At 37.1% G+C, this 25,357-nt stretch carries 22 protein-coding genes; 3 read left to right on the top strand and 19 right to left on the bottom strand.

The features are described from left to right. Positions 1–1,956: 1,956 nt before the first annotated feature. From arsM to APF76_12415, 14 genes are all read right to left on the bottom strand, one after another. Complete coding sequence (gene arsM, locus APF76_12480; protein ID KUO53618.1) at positions 1,957–2,814, bottom strand: arsenite S-adenosylmethyltransferase; 858 nt, start codon at positions 2,812–2,814, stop codon at positions 1,957–1,959. A 117-nt stretch (positions 2,815–2,931) separates the two neighbouring features. Continuing rightward, positions 2,932–3,885 carry a UV damage endonuclease UvdE gene (locus APF76_12475; protein KUO53617.1) on the bottom strand — a complete coding sequence of 318 codons (954 nt, stop codon included), beginning with the start codon at positions 3,883–3,885 and terminating at the stop codon, positions 2,932–2,934. A 158-nt stretch (positions 3,886–4,043) separates the two neighbouring features. Then, the gene (locus tag APF76_12470) at positions 4,044–4,760 is read right to left on the bottom strand and encodes an ABC transporter ATP-binding protein (GenBank protein KUO53616.1); all 717 of its coding nucleotides are present in this window, start codon (positions 4,758–4,760) and stop codon (positions 4,044–4,046) included. Beyond that, positions 4,753–5,556, bottom strand: a complete 804-nt coding sequence (gene livG / locus APF76_12465) for an ABC transporter ATP-binding protein (GenBank protein KUO53615.1) — start codon at positions 5,554–5,556, stop codon at positions 4,753–4,755. The genes APF76_12470 and livG overlap by 8 nt, the downstream gene beginning before the upstream one ends. Continuing rightward, positions 5,556–6,614 (bottom strand): ABC transporter permease, encoded by a 1,059-nt coding sequence (locus tag APF76_12460; protein KUO53614.1) that lies wholly within the window; start codon positions 6,612–6,614, stop codon positions 5,556–5,558. Before APF76_12460 ends, livG begins: the two co-directional genes overlap by 1 nt. Before the next feature lie 3 nt (positions 6,615–6,617). Further along, a complete protein-coding gene (locus APF76_12455; protein ID KUO53613.1) occupies positions 6,618–7,511 on the bottom strand; it encodes an ABC transporter permease in 894 nt (297 codons plus the stop codon). A gap of 218 nt (positions 7,512–7,729) precedes the next feature. Then, positions 7,730–8,911 (bottom strand): branched-chain amino acid ABC transporter substrate-binding protein, encoded by a 1,182-nt coding sequence (locus tag APF76_12450; GenBank protein ID KUO53612.1) that lies wholly within the window; start codon positions 8,909–8,911, stop codon positions 7,730–7,732. A 149-nt stretch (positions 8,912–9,060) separates the two neighbouring features. Then, the gene (locus APF76_12445) at positions 9,061–10,242 is read right to left on the bottom strand and encodes an 8-amino-7-oxononanoate synthase (protein ID KUO53611.1); all 1,182 of its coding nucleotides are present in this window, start codon (positions 10,240–10,242) and stop codon (positions 9,061–9,063) included. A 41-nt stretch (positions 10,243–10,283) separates the two neighbouring features. Next, on the bottom strand, positions 10,284–11,309 hold the full coding sequence (gene tdh, locus APF76_12440; protein ID KUO53610.1) for an L-threonine 3-dehydrogenase: 1,026 nt from the start codon (positions 11,307–11,309) through the stop codon (positions 10,284–10,286). A gap of 269 nt (positions 11,310–11,578) precedes the next feature. Next, a complete protein-coding gene (locus APF76_12435; GenBank protein ID KUO53609.1) occupies positions 11,579–12,373 on the bottom strand; it encodes a molecular chaperone DnaJ in 795 nt (264 codons plus the stop codon). Positions 12,374–12,424: 51 nt separating this feature from the next. After that, complete coding sequence (locus APF76_12430) at positions 12,425–12,817, bottom strand: hypothetical protein (GenBank protein KUO53608.1); 393 nt, start codon at positions 12,815–12,817, stop codon at positions 12,425–12,427. A 655-nt stretch (positions 12,818–13,472) separates the two neighbouring features. Continuing rightward, positions 13,473–16,136 (bottom strand): phosphoenolpyruvate synthase, encoded by a 2,664-nt coding sequence (locus APF76_12425; protein KUO53607.1) that lies wholly within the window; start codon positions 16,134–16,136, stop codon positions 13,473–13,475. A gap of 577 nt (positions 16,137–16,713) precedes the next feature. After that, positions 16,714–17,121: a hypothetical protein gene (locus APF76_12420; GenBank protein KUO53606.1), complete on the bottom strand. Its 408-nt coding sequence runs from the start codon at positions 17,119–17,121 to the stop codon at positions 16,714–16,716. Positions 17,122–17,517: 396 nt separating this feature from the next. Then, positions 17,518–18,264 carry a hypothetical protein gene (locus tag APF76_12415; protein ID KUO53605.1) on the bottom strand — a complete coding sequence of 249 codons (747 nt, stop codon included), beginning with the start codon at positions 18,262–18,264 and terminating at the stop codon, positions 17,518–17,520. Between APF76_12415 and APF76_12410 the strand changes: the two genes are divergently transcribed. Continuing rightward, a complete protein-coding gene (locus tag APF76_12410) occupies positions 18,248–18,577 on the top strand; it encodes a hypothetical protein (GenBank protein ID KUO53604.1) in 330 nt (109 codons plus the stop codon). The genes APF76_12415 and APF76_12410 overlap by 17 nt on opposite strands. 71 nt (positions 18,578–18,648) lie before the next feature. Here APF76_12410 and APF76_12405 read toward each other — a convergent pair whose 3' ends face one another. The 5 genes from APF76_12405 to APF76_12385 all read right to left on the bottom strand — a co-directional run bounded on the left by APF76_12405 (position 18,649) and on the right by APF76_12385 (position 23,979). Further along, positions 18,649–19,368, bottom strand: a complete 720-nt coding sequence (locus APF76_12405) for a hypothetical protein (protein ID KUO53603.1) — start codon at positions 19,366–19,368, stop codon at positions 18,649–18,651. A 45-nt stretch (positions 19,369–19,413) separates the two neighbouring features. Continuing rightward, complete coding sequence (locus tag APF76_12400; GenBank protein KUO53602.1) at positions 19,414–20,913, bottom strand: FAD-dependent oxidoreductase; 1,500 nt, start codon at positions 20,911–20,913, stop codon at positions 19,414–19,416. Beyond that, a complete protein-coding gene (locus tag APF76_12395; GenBank protein ID KUO53601.1) occupies positions 20,913–21,488 on the bottom strand; it encodes a TetR family transcriptional regulator in 576 nt (191 codons plus the stop codon). Before APF76_12395 ends, APF76_12400 begins: the two co-directional genes overlap by 1 nt. Positions 21,489–21,983: 495 nt before the next feature. After that, complete coding sequence (locus APF76_12390) at positions 21,984–22,904, bottom strand: resolvase (protein ID KUO53600.1); 921 nt, start codon at positions 22,902–22,904, stop codon at positions 21,984–21,986. 142 nt (positions 22,905–23,046) lie between these two features. Further along, positions 23,047–23,979: a transcriptional regulator gene (locus tag APF76_12385; protein ID KUO53599.1), complete on the bottom strand. Its 933-nt coding sequence runs from the start codon at positions 23,977–23,979 to the stop codon at positions 23,047–23,049. Between the two features lie 117 nt (positions 23,980–24,096). On the opposite strand from APF76_12385, the gene APF76_12380 reads away from it, so the two are divergent. Together APF76_12380 and APF76_12375 are read left to right on the top strand one after the other, a co-directional pair. Continuing rightward, the gene (locus tag APF76_12380) at positions 24,097–24,606 is read left to right on the top strand and encodes an isochorismatase (GenBank protein KUO53598.1); all 510 of its coding nucleotides are present in this window, start codon (positions 24,097–24,099) and stop codon (positions 24,604–24,606) included. A gap of 39 nt (positions 24,607–24,645) precedes the next feature. Continuing rightward, the gene (locus APF76_12375) at positions 24,646–25,284 is read left to right on the top strand and encodes a glutamine amidotransferase (GenBank protein ID KUO53597.1); all 639 of its coding nucleotides are present in this window, start codon (positions 24,646–24,648) and stop codon (positions 25,282–25,284) included. Positions 25,285–25,357: the final 73 nt, after the last annotated feature.

Genomic DNA, 25,357 nt, shown 5'->3' with positions numbered 1-25,357 from the left:
CGTACTGAGCCATCAGCTCTAATAATACGAAATTCCATATCAAAAATTTGTTCTCCAGGGGGATTTTTCAAAATATTTTGCATCATTCCTATGTCATCTGGATGAACAAACTTTAAAAATCCCTCATAAGATCCATCGTATTGTTCTGAGGTGATACCAAAAATTTTATATGTTTCTTCAGACCAATAGTTTTTATTACGGGCTATATCCATTTCCCAGCTCCCTATATGGGCCAACTGTTGTGCTTCTGCAAGATTTTTATAACTTTTTTTCAATTTCTCTTCCAAAAGCTTCTTTTCTGTAATATCCTGTACCGTTCCTAAAACCCCCACAACGCGCTGTTCTTTATTATATAAAGGTTCTCCCTTACCCATGACAAATTTCATTGTCCCATCATATTGTGGAATGCGATATTCAATTTTGCAGGTTTCCCCTGCTAAATAGTTCTCCATTGCATTTAACACTTTAATTTGATCCTCAGAATGAATTAATTCAACAGCATTATTAAAGTCTTTTTTAAAATCTATCGCATCCATACCATAGATCCGATACATTTCCTCCGATCCATAAAATTCATCTTTTATCACATCATATTTCCAACTTCCTACTCCAGCTACCCTTTGTGCATGACTTAAGTTTCCCCCTAATACTTTTAGGTTGTTTTCTATTAACTTGTGCTTAGTAATGTCTTGCATAATGCCAACCATCTTAACGGGATTACTATTTTCATCATATAATGCTCTCGTCTTTTCATGAACATACCTTTCTGCACCATTCGATGTAATAATCCGATACTCTATATCATATTCTTTACCCTCTATCGCCTCTTGAGTGGCTGTCTTCACCTCTTCTAGATCATCAGGATGCACGTATGAATAATAGTTCTCTAATTTGCCATCGAACTCCTGGGGACTGCTTCCCAATATATGATAGACTTCATCAGACAAAAAGATTTCATCCTTCTGTATATCATGTGTCCAGCTTCCAATCTGAACAAGCCGTTGGCTATAAATAACATTTTCCTTCAATTGATTAAAACTTCTTTCCAATTCCCCTTTCAATTGGATCAAATCATCATTTTTCCATAACTTTTTTATTATGTTTCGTGCTATAAAAGCCATGCTTGCCCTCCTTATAAACGTACTTGCCCTAAAAAAATTATTCATATTTATCCGATGACTATCACCGCTAAGACTCCCATCTTCTATAAGTGGGAGATAAGCGGTGCTATGTCCCTAGATATCGGTTTCTAACCTTCAGATGGAGTAAAAACTCCACCTGAAGTCAAGAATCCTGTTTATAAACTATTCATTTGTTAATATTATTTTAAAAAATGTGTAACTATGTCTGGATCAAACTTTAGCTCCTGTTTATTAGCAATCTGATTAAACTTCAGATCAAGTTTACTAAACCTTATGTAAAATATCCAGAAAATTTGCGGATTTAAAGCGTACAATACTGTTATCAACATTGTTTGTTATATTATACTATACTATTTTTGGTCATTTATCGTCAATCGCTCTTAAGAAACAACAAGAGAAAGCCGCCAGCATGTAAATGTAAATGATATTGTAAAATGCCCCTACCTACCTGACAGGGCTATTTTACATTTTAAGGGGGCCTTGCAGTAATATAAGAGTGAGATATCTTTTTTTCAATACTCATTTTAATTTATTACAGGAATGCTTCTATCTAATTTTGAAATAAAAATACACAGGCTAGCTACCTGTGTATTGAGTAAACTGAATATACATCCCCTACATTAAATATAGATTTATCCGATGACTATCACCGCTAGCCTTGGATGGGTTCAGCTAACAAAACTTAGTTTACGCCAAAGCTATTGTTTAGGATGAAATGCATAAATATTGATTTACATAAAATAGACCCCCAAATTTTTAAGGGAGTCGTAAAGTGTCCATAGCAATTTAAATGGAATTATTTCTTTTTGCTTAATTAGCAGCATGTGCCTTTTGAACTAGAAGATGTACAGCAGGATTTATTAAGCTTCACCTTGCCATCTTCCTTTACTGCCTCTATTATATATGAAGCAACAAAATCTTCAATATTTTTATCTGGTGCCCATGACTTTACAATTTCTCTGCTGTTATCTTTTGGTGTCATTTGGATATCTTTAAAACCAACATTCTGTAGCATTGTTTTGATATCTTCAACATATTCGGCTCCACCAATACAGCTTGCAATCAATGCCAAGTCCTGTTTAATGTTTTGAGGTAATTGTGCTGTTGCAACAACATCCGATATTGATAGCCTCCCACCTGGCTTAAGCACCCTGAAAGCTTCTTTAAATACCTTCTTTTTGTCTAGAGAAAGGTTGATTACGCAATTTGATATGATAACATCTACTGAAGAGTTTGCTACAGGCAAGTGTTCAATTTCTCCCAATCTAAATTCTATATTGGTATACGCACTTTGCTCAGCGTTTTTCCTCGCTAGTTTAATCATATCAGGTGTCATATCAACCCCTATCACTTGCCCTGTTTCACCCACCTGCTTTCTGGCAAGGAAACAATCAAAACCACCTCCGCTTCCAAGGTCAAGAACCACTTCTCCTTCTTTAAGACTTGCTATAGAGATGGGATTCCCACATCCTAATCCCATATTAGCTTCAGTCGGTACATTTGAAAGGTCCCCTTCTGTATAACCAATCTTAATAGATGTTGCATTGATATCCACAGGAGCACCACTACAAGTGCATCCTCCGCTACAGCAGCCTCCTTCAGAGCCTTTCTGTGCTATTTCAGCATAGTTTTTTCTTATAAAATCTCTAATATCTTCTTTACTGTTCGTCATATATCTATATATCCTCCTCTTAATTTTTTCAATATTTCATCTATAAAGGTTTAGACTAAAGGACAATCATCAGTAGGAAGGATATCCTAGTTTGAAATCCTCCAGCACTAAATAATTTTAAAGTTCAAATGTAGAAGAATCTATCCATTTCCAATCCTTCCTTAAATTCTTTATCGAATGTACAAGATCATATAAAGCAAAATCTTTCTTTTTTGCTTCGATCATTATGTCTATATCCTTATTGAACGGTTTACAGCACTCTATAAATTCCACAAAGTTATGTCCATCAATGAAATCTGTATGCTGTCGATCTTTAGGACTATCTTTAGGACTTGAAAAATGAAGCTTCGGCGGAAGTACTTCACCATTCCATGTATCAAAAATATCAGGCAATATTTCTACAACATTATCACCACCATTATTGCATTTGTGATGATGAACATCTAATACCATAGGAATGCCTAAGTTTTTGCATAACTGAAGAGTTTCTTTGGCAGTAAATGTTTTATCATCATTTTCTAGAATCAGTTTAGATGTAATTTCATCCGGATAGTTCTTGAAATTATCCTCAAATCTCTTAAGTGCTGCATCTTTACCTCCTGCAGCACTTCCCAAATGAAGTACCATCTTACCAATGGAATATCCCATATCTTTAAATAGATTAGCATGGAACCATAAATTCTTCTTAGTATTTTCTACTACCTTATGGTCTACGCTGTTTATTACATTGAATTGATCTGGATGGGTATCTACTCTCATATTGTTATCTCTTATAATATCGCCAAGGAGCTTAAAATCCACATTAAATATAGTTCTATAATCCCAGTTTACGCCTGGATGAGTTGCAAGCGGAATAAGAGAGGAGGTTATTCTATAAAAATGAACATTGTTTTTAATATTATATTCCAGTATCTTTTTTAAGGCTACAATATTAGAGTTTGAAACTTGCTTAAGTTTATTTATTTTTCCTTCGGTATTTAATTTTTGATAGTATGTATATGTCACATTACTAGATGAAGTAACTCTAGGAAGTCCTAAAGCAATTGCAACGTAACCGAGCCTAACTCTCATAAATATACCACCCTATTTTCTTGTATAAGTATTTCCTTTTATACTTTAACCTAATAGTCAAGATAAAATGTCGGACTTTTAGAAGGAAAAAATTCTTTCTAAATTGCATTGATTAAAAAATCTCTAAACTCTCAACAGAGAATTTAGAGATTCTTTTCTTAACTGTGTACACTTTCTCCAAGGTAAGCCTTTTTCACATCCTCATTTGTTAAAAGATCCTTACCGTTTCCTTGTATGGTAATCTTTCCAGTTTCCATAACATATGCCGTATCTGCAATTTTCAAGGCAATATTAGCATTTTGTTCAATTAGAAGAATAGTAACTCCTTCTTTATGAATTTTTTGTATAATATTAAAAATCTCTTTAACAATTAATGGTGCCAATCCTAGGGATGGTTCATCCATCATTAATAGCTTGGGTCTCGACATTAAGGCTCTACCTACCGCTAGCATCTGTTGTTCTCCCCCAGACAAGGTTCCAGCCTGTTGCCATGATCTCTCCTTTAATATTGGAAACAAGGAATGAATCCATTCTAAGTCTTGTTTAATATTTGCTTCATCTGTTCTATAGTAAGCACCTATTTTTAGGTTTTCCAGTACTGTTAAGTTACCAAAAACCCTTCTGCCCTCTGGCACTAAAGTAATACCCCTCTTCACCATATCCTTCGCCTCTACCTTAGATAGGTTTTCACCACGATAGATTATGTTACCGCTTTGAGGTTTTACTAAACCTACAATAGAACGAAGGGTAGTGCTTTTACCAGCACCATTGGCACCAATTAGGGCAACAATTTTCCCCTCCTCCACCTCAAGGCTTATGCCCTTTAAAGCTTGAATACCTCCATAAGCAACCCTTAAATCTTCTATTTTAAGCATCGTCAGCCACCCCCAAATAAGCTTGTATTACCTTTTCATTGTTTTGTATATCATAGGGATTGCCTTCAGCTATATTAATTCCATAGTCTAAAACATATATCCTATCAGAGATATCCATAACAACCTGCATATGATGTTCTATCAAAATGATTGTTAGATCAAAATCATCTCTTATTTGTCTTATAAAGCTTGTTAAATCACTAGTCTCTTTTGGATTCATCCCAGCTGCAGGTTCGTCTAATAATAATAGCTTTGGATTGGTAGCTAAGGCTCTAGCTACTTCCAGCTTTCTCTGGAGACCATAGGGCAAACTATCAGCTTTTTCATCAATAAAATTAATTAAGCCTACCTTTTCCAAAAGCATATGAGATTTTTCCAAAATCCTTTTTTCTTCCTTTTTGTATTTAGGCTGCCAAAACCTATCTAAAATGTCGGGATAGGTGTTACCTAAAATAGATTGTAGTAAATTTGCTTTTAAATGAAGATGATTTGCAATAACTACATTATCCAACACACTTAGTTCCTTAAAGAGTCGAATGTTTTGAAACGTCCTAGCCATGCCATATTTTGTAATGGTATGGGGTTTCAACCCAGTTATTTTTTTCCCATCAAAGTATATATCTCCCTGTGTAGGACAATATACTCCTGTTATCATATTAAAGGCAGTAGTTTTTCCAGCACCGTTAGGACCAATAACAGCAACTATTTCACCTTTCTCAATATTCAAGCTAAACTCATTTACAGCAACTAGTCCGCCGAACCGCATGGTTATTGCATCGGTTTTTAATATTGCCATTATTGTCCCACCTCCTTCTTTCTAAACTTCTTTTTAATAGTAAAGAAGTTAATGAGTTTATTCCAAGTAAATTCCCTAGTTCCCATTAATCCATTTTTAAAGAATATAACTACAATCATAAGTAGTCCTGCAAATACAACCATTCTAAGTCCTGGAATACCAGCTAGTTTGATAAATCCTAGATTGATGTTTTCATCTAATACCCTTAAATACTCCAACCCTGACGTTACAACAAAGGCAGAAATAACAGATCCGGTCATGCTACCCATGCCACCCATTACAACTATCAGCAATACATTAAAGGTTAATATAAACCTAAACATAATCGGATTAATAGCACCAATTAAGCTTCCTAATAACCCACCACCTACGGCAGCAAAAAAAGCAGCTATCATAAAGGCAATCATCTTATGTTTAAAGAGACTGATACCCATACTTTCAGCTGCAACTTCATCTTCCCGTATAGCTTTAAGTGCTTTACCGTAGCTGCTATCTATTAATGCCTTTATCAAAATAAAAGTAGCAAGTGCTAGTCCAAAGGTCCACCAAAGATTCGTATTATTCGGAATAGATTTTAATCCCAAGGGTCCATTGGTTATGCTTTGTGTATTTGTAAATATAATTCTTATAATTTCAGAAAAACCTAATGTCGCAATAGCTAAATAATCCCCTCGGAGTCTCAAAGTTGGAGCACCTATTAAAAAGGCTACAAAAGCAGATAATAATCCTCCTATTATTAAAGCTGAAAGAAATGGAAGTGTAATTGAGGCTAATGGTTCCACTATAGGCACAAGGAAAAAATTCTGTTCTTTTGTAGCTTCAGACATAGTAAGTAGCGCAGTTGTATATGCTCCTACCGCCATAAATCCAGCATGTCCTAAGGATAAAAGTCCAGTAAATCCATTTATTAAGTTTAGACTCAGCGCCAAAATTGCATATATAGCACATAAATTCAATATTCTTATCTTATAGGAATCAAGATGGTTCCCAGCTTGCCAAAGAAATACCGCTAACAAAGCAATAAATAGGACGGTTAAGATAGTATCCCTCTTTTTCATAGTCTACACCTTCTCCGATATTTTTTCGCCCATGATGCCAGTAGGTCTGAATAATAAAATTCCAATTAACAAAATAAATGCAAAGGCATCACGATAGCCAGTCAAATCGGGTATAAAAGCAATTAGCATAATTTCACCAATACCTAAAATTAACCCACCTATTATTGCACCTGTAATATTGCCTATCCCACCTACAACTGCAGCGATAAAGCATTTAAGCCCTGGCATTACTCCCATAAAAGGTGCAACTTGCGGAAATTTTGCTCCCCACATAATTCCTCCTATGGCAGCGAGTATAGAACCTATTCCAAATGTTATAGTTATGGTTCTATTGACATCTACACCCATAAGTCTAGCTGTCTCATAATCCCTTGATACCGCCCTCATAGCCATACCTGTTTTTGTGTTATTTACTAAATAAAGCAACATAAATAATAAAATAGTTGTTACAACTGGTATAATTACGGTTAGCCTTTGAAAGGTTACAGCACCCACATGCATAATATCTGTCAAAAGGCTTATATCTGGAAAAGCTTTTGGTCTACCACCAAATAAAACAACAGCGAGGTTTTGCAAAAAAAAGGATGCTCCAATAGCTGATACCATAATAGTAATTCTTGGAGATTCTCTAAGAGGTTTATATGCGGCTCTCTCCATCCCCATACCTAAAAGTGCCGTTATGGCGATGGCAACAATAGCAGATACATACCAAGGCATGCTAAAAACTGCAACTCCATAAAAAGCAAAGTACACTGACATCATGAATATTTCACCATGGGCAAAGTTAATTAACTTAAGTATGCCGTAAACCATGGTATAGCCGATGGCGATAAGTGCATACAAACTTCCTAATGAAATTCCATTTGTTAAATATTGCAGAAATAAATCAAAAGTCATAAGTCCACCACCTAGTTTTAATTTGCATAAAATGAGACTTAGTTTAGGGGGATTTTACTTCAACTGACTTTAATTACGTTTATCTGTTAAAAGTTTTACTTTATCAAAGACATATTGCTAAGACCCGCACTTTTGGTAAAGTGGGAGTCTTAGCAATATATTGAAGATCATTGTGCTTCCCCACCTAATTGAAGAGAAGCACAACATCATTTGTTATACTAAAATGGTTCAACGGTATCCATGTAAACAAAATTACCATCTTTAACTGTTTTGATAACAGCACTCTTTACAGCATCTCCATTTTCATCCAAGGTAATGATTCCTGCCGCACCTTCAAAACCAGATGTCTTAGCAATCTCATCCCTAATTTTTACAGGATCTACTTCGCCAGCTCTCTCAATAGCATCAAGGATTAATATATAAGCATCATATCCAAGTGCTGTAACAGCAGCAGGCTCTTTATCGTATCTGCTTCTATATTCTGCTAAGAATGTTTCTGATTCTGCAGTAATCGGTACTTCTGATGTAAAGAAGGTTGAGAATACAACTCCTTCAACATGCTCTTGACCGATATCAATAAATTCAGGTGTTTCCCAGGTATCTCCACCGATAAACGGAACATCAATCCCCTGTTCTTTGGCTTGACGAACAACTAATGCAGACTCAGTAAAGTTCCCTGGTGCAAAGATGACATCTGGATTTTGAGCATTTACATTCAATAATTGTGAAGTAAAATCTTGGTCACCTGTTTGATAATCAGCGATTGCCACTATTGAATCAGGATCTCCAGTTAACTCAATAAAAGCATCTTCAAAGAATTTTCCTAGTCCAACTGCATAGTCATTAGAAATCTCTCGAACAATAGCAGCTTTTCTAGCACCAAGATTGTTATATGCATAATTAGCCATAACTACTCCTTGGAAAGGATCGATAAAGCATACTCTGAAATAATAGTCGTTCCCTGCTGTTACTAAAGGATTTGTAGCAGATGCCGCTACTGCTGGTATTTGATTATCTCTAACAGAATCTCCTGCTGCCATAGAAAAACCACTACCCCAACTTCCTATAATTGCAGTAACCTGATCTCTTTCTATCAATCTGTTTGCAGCACTAGCAGCTTCTTGAACATCAGATCTGTTGTCAACAACAACAAGTTCAACCTTTTTACCTAATACCTCTGGGTATAACTCGTTTGCTAACTCAACACCTTCTACCTCAAGTTCACCACCGGCAGCGTTGGCACCAGTTAAAGGTTGGAATACTCCAATTTTAATTACATCCTCCTCTACTACTTCTGGTGCTTCTTCTCCCTCATTTTCTTCTGCTGGACTACCACATCCGCCAAGTCCTAATGATAAGACTAGAAGCATTACCATTAAAATCAATAAATACTTTTTCAAATAGAAAACCCCCTCATTTTTTTAGAACATTATGTACTTATTACTTCAGGATATAAATATATAACTATATATTTCCAATTATAATGCACATTCCATAATCTAACAATACTTTTTTCAAAATACTCATACTATTAATTTAAGCTGCTAGTTTAAAATAATTCAAGCTTTCTACCTACCTTAGCAAAAGCCTCTACTGCTCTATCTAGATCAGCTTTTGTATGAGTAGCAGTTACAATCGTACGTACTCGTGATTTGTCTTGTGGGACAGTAGGAAAGCCAATTCCTGTACAAAACACCCCCTCCTCTAATAAAGCATCACTTAATGACATAGCTAAGGCACCCTCACCAACAATAATTGGGATTATAGGAGTTTCACTTTTCCCAGTATTAAATCCAAACTGATCTAATGCATTCTTAAAATATCTAGTATTCTCCCATAGCTTATCAATCAATTCTGGTTCCTCCAAAAGTACATCGATAGCTGCAATATTAGCTGCCACTACTCCTGGTGGATGAGAAGTACTAAAAAGAAATGGACGCCCCTTATGTCTTAGGAAATCTATTAGCCTTCTACTTCCTGCAATATAACCACCTAATACCCCTACTGCCTTAGATAAAGTGCCTACCTGGATATCTACTCTTCCATTAAGTTTAAAATGGTCTACACTACCCCTGCCATTAGATCCTAAAACTCCACTTGAATGTGCATCATCTACCATTACAAAAGCATCATATTTTTCAGCTAAGTCTACAATTTCTGGTAGTTTAGCTATATCACCATCCATACTGAATACTCCATCTGTGATAATTAATTTCAACCTATAACTGTTTGATGCTTTGAGTTGTTCTTCCAAAGACTCCATGTCACTATGTTTGAATATTTTACGAGCAGCTTTACTTAGTCTAATACCATCTATGATACTAGCATGATTGAATTCGTCGCTTATAATAACATCTTCTTTTGAAAGTAGAGGCTCAATCACTCCCATATTACATGTAAAGCCAGATTGGAAAACTAAGGCTGCCTCTGTATGCTTAAATTTTGCAAGCTTTTCTTCTAGCTCCTGATGGATTTTTAATGTTCCAGCTATTGTTCTAACTGCACCCGAACCTACACCTAACTCCTTGGTTGCTTCTACTGCTTTTTCAACCATTTTTGGGTGAGTTGCCAGTCCTAGATAATTATTTGATGAGAGATTAATTACTTCTTTTCCGGCAATGATCACTCTAGGTCCCTGAGCACTCTCTATCACCTTAAGGTCTCTAAATAATTTTTGTTCCTGTAAGTCTGCAATTTTTTCTCCTAACACCTTGTTTAAGGTTTCATTCATTTTGTTTATACCTCCTATATAGCAATCATTCTTTTCTAATACTAACTCCACTCAAGAATAACTTTTCCTGACTGTCCAGAAGCCATTGTTTCAAATGCCTTTTGATAATCCGTATAATGAAAATGATGTGTAATGACTGGAGTAATATCTAAACCGGATTGAATCATAGATGTCATTTTGTACCAAGTTTCATACATTTCACGTCCGTAAATCCCTTTAATTGTCAAGCCATTAAATACCAAGGTGTTCCAGTCAATAATGGTGTCTGGTTGTTGAATCCCTAGGACTGCAATTTTACCCCCATGGCACATATTTTGGATAAGATTTTGAAAAGCTGAGGCGTTGCCCGACATTTCCATACCAACATCATAACCTTCTTTCATACCTAAATCTTTAAAGGCTTGTTCAATACTACTTTCCTTGATATTGATAGTTCTGGTGGCTCCCATTTTTCTAGCCAAATCCAAACGATATTCATTCACATCTGTAACCACGATGTATCGTGCACCAGCATGTTTGGCTACTGCTACTGCCATAATTCCAATGGGTCCAGCACCTGTTATTAAAACATCCTCACCTAGAACATCAAAGCTAAGGGCAGTATGTACTGCATTACCAAATGGATCAAAACAAGCCAGCACATCTAGAGGAATTTTTGGATCACAGCGCCATATGTTGGTTACTGGTATGGACAGGTATTCTGCAAATGCACCAGGGCGATTGACACCTATCCCACTAGTTTTATTACAGAGATGGCGTCTGCCAGCCAAACAATTACGACATTGTCCACAAACCACATGTCCTTCACCTGATACAATTTCACCGATTTCTACATCATGTACATTTTCCCCAAAGTCCACTACTTCACCCACAAATTCATGGCCTATGATCATTGGTACTGGTATAGTTTTTTGTGACCACTCATCCCATTGATAAATATGAACATCTGTCCCACAGATTGCTGTTTTCTTTATTTTTACCAATACATCATTTTTACCAACCTTAGGTATTTCTACTTCATCCAACCAAAGACCAGGCTTTGAATATTTTTTTACTAAGGCCTTCATTGTATAATCACTCCTAAAAATTAAAACTACTTTTTAGTCTATCTTATTCACATTTTCCATTATCTTGCATATCCTATATTCTTTGTAGTTTTTGATTCTCCTTCTTCTCCCCTTCGATTTATCACTATCTTCGACAAGATACTCTTTAATAACAAACATACCCCTTTAATACCTCTTGATTGTTTACCGTTAATTGCAACATCACAACAAATATAACTATTATAAAAAAACCGGTTAAGGTGAATCACCCCAACCGCCAAATTTTCCGTTTATTCATTCTTTTGAACATTTTTATACCTTTGTATATTATCATCATTCAAAAACTCATATGCATCATTGATTTCTTGAAACATCTTTGTTGCACCTGGAACTTTGTTCAGATCTGGATGATACTCTTTTGCCTTTCTTCTATATGCCAATTTAATTTGATTTTTATCTACATCATATGACACACCTAAAACATCAGAACTTCTTTCATACTTATTTTTAAACTCAGCACTCGGATTTAAATAACCATACTGGAAACTACCCTGGCCACCATAATCACCGTTGCTACCTTGCCATCTTTGGGAATTTTGTTGATGCCATTGTTGTTTAATTCGTTCTCCCCATTGTCTTTGCTGCTCATAATAACGTTGTTGTTCTCTTCTTTTCCTTTCCTCTTCTGCTTTTTTGTAAGCCACTTTGTATTCACTTAAAGATTTATATTGATAATTCATCCCATCCATAAGGTAATTGGCAAGATTAAATAGAAATCCGGTTGTAATAAATTTTAGATACTTCAAATAATATACAAATTTAACACCAATTGTTGACAATATTAATAAGAACAATATAGTATATAGCGTAACAGGATCCATTAATATCCTAAAACCCAAAGGACCAACAATCAAGAAAAACAATAAACAACCACCCATACTTATTAAAGCTACACAACCTTTAAATACACTTCTTACAAATAACACTACAGTTTCTATTAGCTGTATTAAAATTTCCATTATTATAGATAATGTCCTAGCTATTGCATATAAAATTTTCCCTGATAACTTCTTAATTAGTCTCATCTACAGCTAACCTCTCCCTATTGCATTAAGTTTTGCTAAACACTATTTTTCTTATTTCTTTGTAGTAAACTTTGTTTTACATTTGGGGCATGTAACCAAGATTTTTCCTTTGCCTTTTGGAACCCGCAGAATCGTCTTACACTTGGCACACTTAAAATATTTATGTGTCTTTGAGCCTTTAATACGATTTTGGGCTTTTTTTAACTTAGAGTAAATAGGACTTACAAGCATGGCAAACTTATAATTCTCCATTCTGCGCTTTTGCACGTCGTTTGAAAGGATTCTGTAGATAGCCACAAATAAAGGAATATAACTTATTGTCATTAATATTGGTATTTCAGCAAGTTGACCTATCAATGTTAAAACTATTGATAACACAAATAAAAAAATAGAGAGCTGATCCCCTCCATATCTCCCAACCATAAACTTCCTTAACCAATTCATCATAATCACTCCAATTAAATATAAAGTATAAAAAAACTCTTATGTTAAGACAAAACATACTTAACAAAACGAGAAATCATTTTTATAAATACCATTAGTATACAACAACTTAACAGAATAAAGTAGTGAGCCTAACAAATTTTTTCTTATAAGGGGGTCGTTTTCCTTTATTACTATAAACAGTACACAAAAAGCTTATTCTTTTCGCTTATTTGTTTTATGCGTAAAAGTACGACCCCATAAAAGAACAATTCCCCCAAACCATAAGTTAGAGAGAACATGAAAATACTATTCAATATTAACTTAAAATTCTTCAATGCCCTTATATCAACCTATTTCCTCTCTATCAATACGACTTAGTAAAATAAATACTTCAGAAGCTATAAATTAGTTTCCGCCAAAATGGTATCGCATACCCTAAGTGTACTCTTTGTAAATTGGCCGTAGACCGATTGAACAAATCTAAACGTATTGCTGCTTGAATTTTCAACAAAGTTATGTGAAATTCTGGGGGACTAATCTTTAGCTATTGACAACATAATGAATTTGCTCATGTAATTACTTTTTTCCTTCTGAGAAAGCGACCCTGATTGGGCCGCCTTCCTAGCTTTCATCTTTTATTTTACTCCTCAGGAGGAAGACAACATCTTCCCCATTATAGGATTTCTACATACCCTTCTGTTCCATGCACGCGAATTCGTTGCCCATCTTTTATCAGTTTGGTGGCATTTTCCACTCCGACAACTGCTGGCAAGCCATATTCACGGGCGATAACTGCTCCATGGGTCATCAGTCCGCCAACTTCAGTGACTAGACCTTTTATGGATACAAACAATGGTGTCCAGCTAGGGTCAGTAAAGGAGGTGACTAATATATCTCCATCTTCTAGATAAGCATCTTCCATGTTTAAGATGACACGTGCCCGTCCCTCTATAATTCCGGAAGAAACAGGCAAACCTATAATAGCTTCGGCTGGGAGATTTTCTCGTTGGTACTGACCTGTAATTATTTCACCATCAGAGGTGATCACCCGGGGGGGAGTTAATTTTTCATATAATTTGTACTCGTCTTTTCGAATCCTAAGGATCTGGCGATCCAGTTTATGGGTGCCTACGACTTCGCGAAGTTCTTCAAAGGTGAGGTAGTATATATCTTCTTTTTCATGAATAACGCCCACTTGTACGAGTTGTTCGGCTTCTTTCATTAAAGCCTGCTTATAAACAAAGTAGCGATTAATCATGCCGTATTTTGGATATTCACGATAACCGAGGTAATTCCGCATTAGGTCGATCATTCCTTTGGTTTCTTTGGCTTTTTCTTCACCCTCCGGCAATTGCTTCAATCGCTCTAATAACTCTTCTTCTTTTTGCAAAGCAACACGCTGCCCTTGCTCAAATTTCCGCTGGCCAGCCTTAGGCTCAAAGTTTTTGACATTACTAAGAATCAAGGGGACAAGTGTCGTTGGTTTTTCACTCCAACGAGTTTTCGTAATATCGATTTCTCCGGCACATCGCATTCCGTATTTGTTGAGATAAGCATAGATAGCGTCTTGGGTAACTTGTCCACCATCAAACTTAACCAGTTCATCTAAAAAGTTATCATCTTTAACATGTTGTAAATAATCAATTACTTCCGGATAAGGACGAATCACATCTGCGACACCCAGTAGCTCCATACCCATTTCCGAAGTAATATTGTCTGGTACAGATTGAGAAAGTGTGTCTGCTACGTTCTTTTCACCTAGCCACTCATCCATTTTTTCATTGATCCATGATGAAGCATCTATAGCGGCCATAATCACACCTAAACTTTGTGGGTCAAATAAAATCTTCTTTAACACCTGGATATCTTCTAGGATAAAATCAAATAAATCTGATCCTGATTTCGTTTGGATGTTCTGTTTTAACTCTTTTATCGACGTTTGACTATTCTTTATCAAATCTGCAACGATTGTCGGATCGTTTTCGATTTGTGCTTGAGACCCCGAAGACGAAATACCTTTATTGCTTTTACTGGGACTCTGTTCTTTCTTATCTTCTGGTAACGATTTTATAAAATCTCCTCGCTCTACTATGGCTATGAGTGCGTCTTTTATGAGCGGATTGTGTTGTCCCATGGTATTTAATAACGTTTTTCTGCTTTCAGGGAAAGCCAGCATATGTGTAACATCAACAAACAACCTTCCACCAGCTTTATACATGGGTCGAAAAGCTGTTAACTGGAATATCGACATTCCCAATGGTTTCATGGAGTCAGTCATCATTTGTTGATGACCGACAGATACATAGACGTGATTTTCTTGATCATTCGCTTCAGGGATGGGGTATAAAGTAGTGATTGGCCGACTCTGGACAACAAAAAAGGTAAGGGGACATACCTCATCTAACTGGCCGGCTTCTAGGTCGGAGGAATGTCCCCTGGCCAAACACCATTCGATATCTTGTGGGCAACCGAAATAAGCTTCGATCTTTCTTCCTAGGCGTGCCAGTTGTAAAATTTGTTGATCAGTAAGTGTTTGAGTCTTTTGCTGATCAGGATGGATCTGCTGAGTCTCTGTTCCGCCTTCTTTAAGTCCATAGATAGCCATTTTTTTGGTTCCTATCATCTTATCGACGATTTCCTCTTCCTGTACTTTATAACAATCGGCAGATACCAAGCCGGAGACTAGTGCTTCTCCAAGTCCAAAACTGGCATCGATTGATAGCAGCTTTCGGTTAGAAGTAATCGGATCAGCGGTAAACAAAATCCCTGAAGCCTGTGGGAAAACCATCTTTTGAACGATAACGGATAAGTAAACTTGGCTGTGGTCAAATCCGTTTTGCATTCGGTAAATTACCGCACGACCCGTAAATAGGGAAGCCCAACATTTGCTGATATGCTTTAGGATTGCCTCTTTTCCGATAATGTTTAAATACGTATCCTGCTGGCCGGCAAAGGAGGCCGTCGGTAAATCCTCTGCTGTTGCGCTGGATCGTACTGCATAGGCATCTTTTTCTCCAAGCCTGGATAGGTGACGGGTGATCTCTTCATTAATGTCCTGAGGGATGGCTATCCCTTCGATGACCCTACGAATCTCACCGCAAAGTTCACCGATTTTATTTCGGTCTTCCACCTTTAGAAGGGATAACTGATCAAGTAATTCGTTAATCGACAACGTTTCCCCAATAATTCTTTTAAAGGCTTCAGTAGAAATACAAAAGCCATCTGGTACGCGTATTCCTTCAATCTTGGAAAGTTCCCCCAGGTTGGCGCCTTTACCCCCAACAACCATGAGTTTTGTTTTGTCAATATCCTGAAAACCAAGCACAAAGGAACTCATTAGTTTCCCTCCTCCTCTAAGGCTTTTTTACTGCATTTAGTTTTGTTTCTGGAATCATATTATTTCCTTTGGATTCCATAATAATGCCCCTCCAACAAATCGCATAACGTGCTATTGCATTTTAGCAGTAGCAACTGGGAACAAATAGTCTATTTTTACAATTTTTTATATTTTATAATTAAAGTGGAGATAATTCAATTTTTAAAGAAGTAAACCTTAAACGATAACCCAATGCCAATGTACATCCTTTTATAAGCAAATGAAACTGTCTTTATGATAATCCCCTGAAACCCTTGATTTCTCAAGCTATTTTCTCTCCAGCAGTACGACCGTCTCAACGTGGCTCGAGTTGATGGCATTGATGTCAGAGGGTGATTTTTATACCCGGCGTATGAGGAAACATATCAACCGGTTTTTTGCTGTTTTTAGAGAAACCGTCGTATGAGGGAACATGTCAATCAATTTAAGTGTAGCCTATCCAACACTTAACTATCCTGTATCTAGCTAATCAGGCATAGTCTCAATTAATGTAATATTGCAATATCGGTAAGTCAAACAAAGCCCTAATTTTGCTCACCTACTTTTCTGGTTCAAATGAACAATGTACATGCTTTATCTTCCATTTCCATCCATTTTTCTCTAAATACATTGTTGTTCTTACTGCTGGTTTTGGAAAACTCTTATACCTAGCGTAAAAACACATACAAGCAGCACTTTCTGTCTTAAAATAATGAACATTTTCCATTGTCAGCTCTTCAACTGCTCCTGATTCTGTTTCTTTTCCTTTTTGAAAAAAATCATTTAATAATTTTAAATGCTCATCTACCGAATATGTATCATTATTTTTATGATTATCAAAATATACTAATTCACTACTATCGTCAGGATAAAATAATTTCAATTTTTCTATATTTCTTTCTAGAAAGCACTTATCATATTCTTTTATAAAATTATTCAGTTCAACATCCTCAATTTTATTCAACATTTTTATACCTCCAATACCATTAAAGTTTCCGGAAAAGTGTCTTTTTTAACATATAAACATCTGCTTTATGTTCTTGTATATTACACTAAACCAGACCTACTGACAGAGATTTTACTGAATCCAAGCTACCATGAAGATGGCGGAGCACAATAATACCGCCGTCTTTTATTACACAGTAGATATTATTTAAGCTTGTTATATCTTCTGATCCTTTTCAAAATGTAGAAAAAAGCTTTTGCAACAAGTGGTCCTCAGCTGTCTTGACATCAGGATCTCTTTCTTTAATAATATCTTCAATCTGCCAATCCACCAAAATATAGGGTTTAAAGCCTACGCCCTCTATTCTAGGGCCATCTATCCTGTGAAGATCTCCGGTGGAAAACCGTGCTTGACCACCTAGGTTACAGGGTTACCACTAGAGCCAGCGGTAGGGCGTCCTATAATTGTAGCTCGCCCAGAATCTTTCATGGCAGCAATGAAGTTTTCTGCCGTACTCATGTTACTTGTGTCTACTAAAACAGCTATGGCTCCTTCATAAGTATCTCCCCGGGGCCTTACTCCAAATTCATACTCCTTTGCCCATCCTCTTAATGGCAACCGATTTTTATAATACTCTACACCATAAATAAAAGGTTCCGCAAAAAAACGCCCGGCTATTGGGTGAGCTATAAAAGTACTACCACCACCGTTACCCCTGAGATCTATTATAATTCCGGGAGCATCCAAAAGGTTACCTAATGCATCATCAAGCTCCTTGATCATCTTACTTCTATCCCCTTGAAATGTAGGGATTTCAATTAAGCCAATACCTGAAGAAAGCCTTTCTCCTTTAATATTATGAGTGTATTGAGATACTGCATCCCTTTTTGCTGTTTCGGGATTAATAATATGAATAAGCTCTTCATTTAGAACAATTTCATATATTTCTCCATCTAATGCCTTTAAGGTAACTACTTTCTCTTCCTCTAAAGTGACAGTTAAAAGATGAGTAAATGCTCTATACCGTTGTTGTCTAGCTGTTGACCCTGATCGCAGCCAAGGAGGCATCTCTTTTATATATAATTCAATATCCATACCATCTATCCGCTTAATAACTGCACCTTTTTCCAACCCGGGGATGTTGGGTTTGATAATCGAAAGCATTACCGGTGAACCATTTCATGCTGCATTAACAAAATACATTTTTGAATCTCTTGATATGAGGCACTCATATATGTATCACTATTCCGAGCCAACGGAAAAACCCCAGTTTCCTACTGCTGATTTTTTTATTAAAGAAACCAGATTAAATGATATTAAAGGGTATGCCGGCCTTGACTATTCCGGTGGTGGAGTAGTGGCTACTACCCAAGACTTGTTAAAATTCATGAAAGCTTTGGTGACATATCAAATAGTGACAAAAGATACCATGCCGATAATTGTTGAAGTAAACAATTTTCCCACACTAGCCATATAATTTGGCTGCTGTGGGTGGGCAGGCATATTACCCGTAGATGCATTATGTCAAAATCTGCTTAACTGAGATTCTCAACCACATTTTTTGCCCTTAGGTGAAACCGTTCCAAAGCGGGTGGTCACAACTGCTCCCAGAGCAACAATAAGAAGAACCAAGGCAAGGAGCCAACCTAGTACTGGAACGATGGTCAATACTCCCACAAGTAGCACTCCCACTGCTGTAGCGACGATAGAGTTGCTACCTCTCAGCATCTTTTCACCTATAATCCAAGCGATGGCAGTATAACCCATGATGCTAGCAGCCCCAAAGAGCAGCATTACCGCAGGAATACCTATAATTGTAATTGCGAGAAGTAGCATTGCGGGACCCATCAGAATAGCAGCTAAAAGCCCCCTTCCTAACACCAGGCCAAGATCCGTCGTTATAGCCTGCCCCACTAATTTGACGTTACGTGGGAAAAAAGTAATATTTAGGACGGCCAGGGCTAAAAAAATCACCATAAAGAAAAAATTTGCTGCCAGGAACCAGTACCAGTTAATAAATGGTATGAAGGGGCGTCCCAGGTAAAAAAACAGCTCATTACCTGAAATAGACGTAATCTCATGAATAGCACCATCGACAGATTGGGTAATGTTAGAGAAAAAATCTTCGATAATTGCCTCTGAGGAATTCTCTAGGTCATTCGTCTGTGTGTTATCTCCCTGCGTAACTTGATTTTGCGCAGCGACGTTTACCGCCCCAACCAGGACTAACACCACGCACAACACTAACGTTAATAGTAAGTTTCTCATCAATAATCACTCCTTGGTTTCTATATCATTTTAAGATAAGTATATTTAAGCACAAATAAAAGGCTGTTTTACTTTCTTACAAAGTCGCATAATTGTGTCTTTTCCAGTAATCAACGCTATGGGAAGCCCTCCTGGTGGCTGCAACCACTGCCCACTTAAGACTATGTTACTTAGACCCTTTATGTAGCCGGTGTGAGCCAATGACTTCCCGGGAATGGTAGGCCAAAAGCCCATGAAGGCACCGCGGTAAGCGTTGCAATACCGTTCGTAGGTTTGCGGGGTGGCCACATCAAGTAATTTGAGCTTCCCAGTCATATGTGGAAAACGAGTTTCCATTGCCTGGATTACTACTTCACCTATCCGGGTTTTTTCCCAGGTGTAAGCTTCCCTGTCTTTTGCCAAGACTTCCCACGCATCTAATTCCGCCTGGAACTGATTAATGGCAAAGGTTATCACGGTATGTCCCTTTGGAGCAAAGCCTGGCTCGTAAGCGTAATGAGTCATCTGTAGATGCTCTACTGGCTTCTGGTTTTGGTTGATATCCAGTGAATCTACAGGAAATTTAAGGGTCCGGGGAATATCGTCCATTGTACCCTCGTACCCAATTCCAACATAGATATTTGAGGCCAAAGGATGAACCTCGGGATTGTTGTACCGTTTCTGAAACTCTGGATCAGGATATTGTCCCTTTAGCAACCGCTCATATAACACCTGGGCATCGCAGGCCACAATAACGTAATCGGCATCGAAGGATTTGCCGTTCTTACATTTCATACGCCGTACTGTATCCCCTTCAATATCTAAATCCACCACTTCATTGGAGGCTTCGACAGTTCCACCCAGGGAGAGATATCTTTCCACCATGCGCATGGCTAAGGCCTTAGAACCCCCAATAGGAATGGAAGACTGCCCCCCGGTAAAGGTCCCGAGAGGAAAAATAACTGAGGAAGCACTGTATTCTCCTTCCGGCATAAAGGAAGATATGGCTTCTCTCAGCGCCGGGTGCTTGAACTTCTTGGAGAGTTCCTGGACACTGATCTTATCATATTTTTGCATGATTGGGCCAACATCCTTCATTGAAAGGATATACTTTATCTTTTCAATTATATTCATCATATCCATTGGCTTTTCAACTGGAAGGGAAAAGGATTGCAACTGCTTGATGTCCTTGCAAAACTCCTCTATGGTGTCTTTGTCTTCCGGTGATATCTCCAGCCAGCTCGACTTGATTCTATCAATATCACGATGGAAGTGTACAGTAACGCCGTCGTGTTCAACAGCCATAAAGCTCTCGGGGTCATAAATATCCACTCCATCCAAAGCACCTACAGTTTCCCAAAGCTTTTTGATAGGAGTTCCTTCCTTTGTGCCTACTAGCCAATGTATACAGCCATCGATATGATAACCCTGACGATCCCAGCCGGTACACTCTCCACCTAAAGTATGGTGTTTCTCCAGAATAACGCTGTCAAAACCATTTTTTTGGGCAAAAATACCTGCGCTTAATCCAGCGACTCCTCCACCAATAATAACTATCTTTTTCATTACAAATTCTCCTTTCGTTTTATTTGATGCGCTAGCAATACGTCATCTCCTACTTCCATAAGCAACTCGTCAAGCTCTTGATTATCGAGCCATGAGGGCACATGACCGTTGGCCACCATGACCGACAGTCCCATTTGAAAAACTCGCAATTTCAGAAGCAGTCGTTTACGTTCCTCAAGAGTCCAACCCCGCATAGCCTCATCTTCAGACAGGGCCTCAACCATGGCATTTTCTATGGTTTCATACGAAGCCATATATGGATTAGGCTGTATTGAAAATTCCCGAAACAAGATCGGATACTCCCGGGCAAATGCCAGGCTGGCTTTCCCCATGTTTTCAAACATACTTTGCCCTTTTTGTTTTGCAAGTAATTCTTCCGATATGGCAAAAACCTGATGAACCACAGCCTCTACTAAATCATCAACAGTAGCAAAATTGACATAGATAGGAGCAACCGAACTATTAAGCCGTTTCGCCACACTGCGGGCAGTGATTCCGGAAAAACCTTCTTCTTTTGCGATCTCTAAAGCTGCATCTACAATAGCGTTTTTATCAAATTTTGTTTTTGGCGGCATGTTAATCTCCCCTTAAACTATATTATATAACTTTAGTTATATAATATAGTGTAAGGTATTATTTGTCAAGTATTAATTGGAATTCTCTTTGATATTTCGCAAGGTTTGGAAGGGTAAGGATTTAGATCAAACTTAGAGTATTCTATCCAACCTGTCTCCTAACCTATGTAAAAATGGGTATTATCTAGTCTGTCAACTCTACCCTGCCAAATTATAATTGTAATTTCACCATAAAAAAAGCCTCGATATGTTCCCATGAACGTCTATCGAGGGCTAAAGTCGAGTGGACAGAATTAATTTTATATTTTCGAACTCTTAAAACGTAGTGTTTTCAATCCTTCGCATACTTTACTTTCTTGTCAGTAAACAGACCGTCTCAACATGTAATTTTTAGGCTATTTTTCACATTGTACTTTTTTCAGTAAAAACCCTGTACTTAAGCGGTTTTAATAGTATTTCTGTCATGTCGAGTTAATCAATCCCGATTAGGCTATTTTACTTTTTGGAACTATATTTCTTGCTTTTCCTTTGGTTTTCATTATCGACTTGCGTCACATTACTCCGGTGAACCTTTTCAATCTGCACTGCTTGGAACGTTTCTTTTGATATAATTGCCGGATTATTATTCTCAGATATATACTGAACTTCATGTTTATCGGAATCCAAAAGCCGAACTGTACCAGTATATTTCTCGTTACTCAGCATCACATCAATGGTACGCTTACACCATTTGTCTTTTCCGGTAGGGGATTTGATCCCTCGCTGTTCTAACTCTTTAAGAATTCCAAGAACGCTCTTGCCGTGAAGATAAAGATTAAAAATCATTTTTACATTTTTAGCCTCGATATCATCTGTGATAAGGCTTCCATCAGAATCATGTGTATAGCCATAACACTTTCTATCGTAAAGTTTAGAACTGCCATTGGCAGCTCGTTGTTTTATTCCCCATTTTATATTTTCACTTCTTGATTCGTTTTCTGATTGAGCAATTGCTTCTATAATAGAAATCATCAAGTCACTATCTGTATTCGCAGTATCCAAATCTTCTTGTTCAAATATTACACGAACACCGAGAACCTTTAACTGATTTAAAGCCTCCAACATCTCAACGGTATCTCGCCCAAAGCGACTGATATTTTTCGTAAGAATAATTTCTATTTTATGTGCCTTACAGTCTTCAAGCATACGGGCAAATTCTTTTCTTGCCGTGCCAGATTTACCAGACGCTGTATCCATGTAAACATCAACCAGTAGCCATTGTGGAGTGGAGGCTACCAATCGTGTAAATGCAGATACTTGTACAGCAAGACTTTTTAATTGCTCCGCATCGTTTGTACTTACCCTAGCATAAATAGCAACTCTTTTCTCCCTTTTAGGCATAGCAGGTATGAAATGTATTTTAGAGTTTCCAGACATATTCCACCTTCTTTATAATATGATTCTAACCCAAGGCAAATTGGAAGTTGTAGAGAGATTATTTATATTTCCTACGCAGTAGCGATGCTAAAATCAACTCAGAATAGCCACCTTTCTATTTTGCTATGAAAATATCCATGTTTTAGTTTTTGTATAAGATAGCTATATCATGTATTCTGCGCTTTATTTCTGTGCGGATATATAACGGCTCTAAACACTCGCATTTATCTCCAAAACTTAAAAGAATATTGTAGTAGTAATCGTTCTCTATGAAAGGAAAACTAACAATGTAATGCTCATTGCCATCTGGAGAAAAGTCCTCACAAGAGCAAAAATCAAGTACCCTGTCCATCACGGATTTATGAATACGAATTTTGATTTTTGTTTGCATTGTTTCCAGAATTTCCGTAAAGTCTAAAATCGGCTTTTGATAATCTCGTGGTGTAAAAGTTTCCTCTTGCATTTGTAGGTTTGATATGCGGGATAGTTTGAACAAGCGATAATCACTTCTTTTATGGCAATACCCTTGCAAATACCAATGACTATTTTTCAATACAAGCTGATACGGTTCGGCTATTCGTGTGGTTTTATTTCCGTAGCGGTCTGCATATTCAAACGAAAGCAGCCTGCTTTCCTGCAAAGCTGTTTTGACAATTTCTAAGTACAGCTGTATGTTTCTGTTGCCCATCCACGGACTTAAATCAATATATATTTGATTTACTTTTATTTCAATGTCTTTCGCTCTGTCGGCAGGGATAAAGCTCTTGATTTTCGCAAGAGCATTTGCCAGTTCATCACCTCGTATCATGTTTGAAAGACCGGAAAGCCCCATCAATATAGCGGAAAGGTCGGCAGTTGAAAAAAACTTATTATCAATTTTGTATTTCGGCATAATTTCAAAGCCGCCACCCACTCCCGATATTGAGCGAACAGGAATACCCGCCATGTTGATAGTGTCTATGTCACGGTAGATTGTGCGAGGTGAAACTTCAAACATATCTGCTAATTCCTGTGCACCTATACGCTCTTTATCAAGGAGTATCATAATAATGCTAATAAGCCTGTCAACTTTCATCTGATAGCTCCATTCAAAATTTTGTTATTGTTATATATTGTTGCCACACTGATGTCAACAATTACATGATACAATAAAAAAGCAAACAAATCAATCTACTTATCAGGAGGAGACACTATGCAGAAAAAAGCATTAGTAATAATTGATATTCAAAATGACATAACAAAGAATTACAAGGATATTATTGGAAATATCAATAGAGCCATTGATTGGGCAGTCAATAATAATATTCATGTTATTTATATAAGACATGAAAATTTATCAGCCGGCACGAGAACTTTTAAACCCAATACGTATGGGGCTGAATTAGCTTCAGATTTGAAAATAGTATCAAAAAATGTTTTTACAAAATACAAAGGAAACGCATTAGCCAGTGAAGAATTTGCAGACTTTATTAGTAAAAATGAAATATGTGATTTCTACATAGCAGGAGCAGATGCTGTTGCGTGTGTTAAATCAACCTGTTACAACTTATGCAAAGCAAATTATGGCGTTAATGTACTATCAAATTGCATTACCAGTTATGATAAAAGGAAAATTGAAGAAATGCTACGCTATTACGAAAGCAATGGCAGTAAAGTCATTAGTTTAAACGACTTATTACCTAATCACATCTTTGAAGCATAAAAACAATAATTGGAAAAACAATGAAAATGGAGGAAATTTATGTTTACAATCTATGTTTATGTTCTTGATACTTTAGCCGACTGGGAACTGGGATATGTTACTTCGGAGTTGAATTCTGGTCGATTTTTCAAAAAGGAGGCACAGCGTATATCAATTAAAACGGTTAGTTATTCTAAAGAACCAATCAATACAATGGGTGGGATGACAATAATTCCTGATTGCTTGATTGATGATATTGTTGTGGATCAAACAAGCACGTTGCTATTACCGGGCGCAGATACATGGAACGACCCAAAGCACAGCGCTATTATTGAAAAAGCAAGCGAATTTCTCTCTTTAGGCGCTATGGTGTGTGCAATCTGTGGAGCTACCGCTGCGCTTGCCAACTTTGGGCTACTTAATAACCGTCCGCATACCAGTAATGGACCGGGATTTCTTGAAATGGTTTCTTCTGATTATAAAGGGCAAAGTTTTTATATAGACAAGCCATCTGTAGCGGATAACAACCTTATTACTGCAAGTTCCACCGGAGCTTTGTTATGGGCCAAACAAATTATTGAGCATTTAGGTGTTTTTCAATCAAACACACTGGAATCTTGGTATGAATATTTTAGTACCGGTGAGCCTAAACATTTCTTTGCCCTCATGCAAACTTTGCCGTCTAGCAATCAAAACTGATCCACCTTTGTCTTAATTTAGACCCGATGTAGTTTATTGAAGTAATTAATAAAAGGCATGTGTCTTGTTATTC

Origin of the sequence: Desulfitibacter sp. BRH_c19, from assembly GCA_001515945.1 — a bacterium.
Classification (GTDB): Bacteria; Bacillota; DSM-16504; order Desulfitibacterales; family Desulfitibacteraceae; genus Desulfitibacter.
The sequence above is the reverse complement of the archived record's forward strand: the minus strand, read 5'-3'. Positions and strand labels throughout refer to the sequence as shown.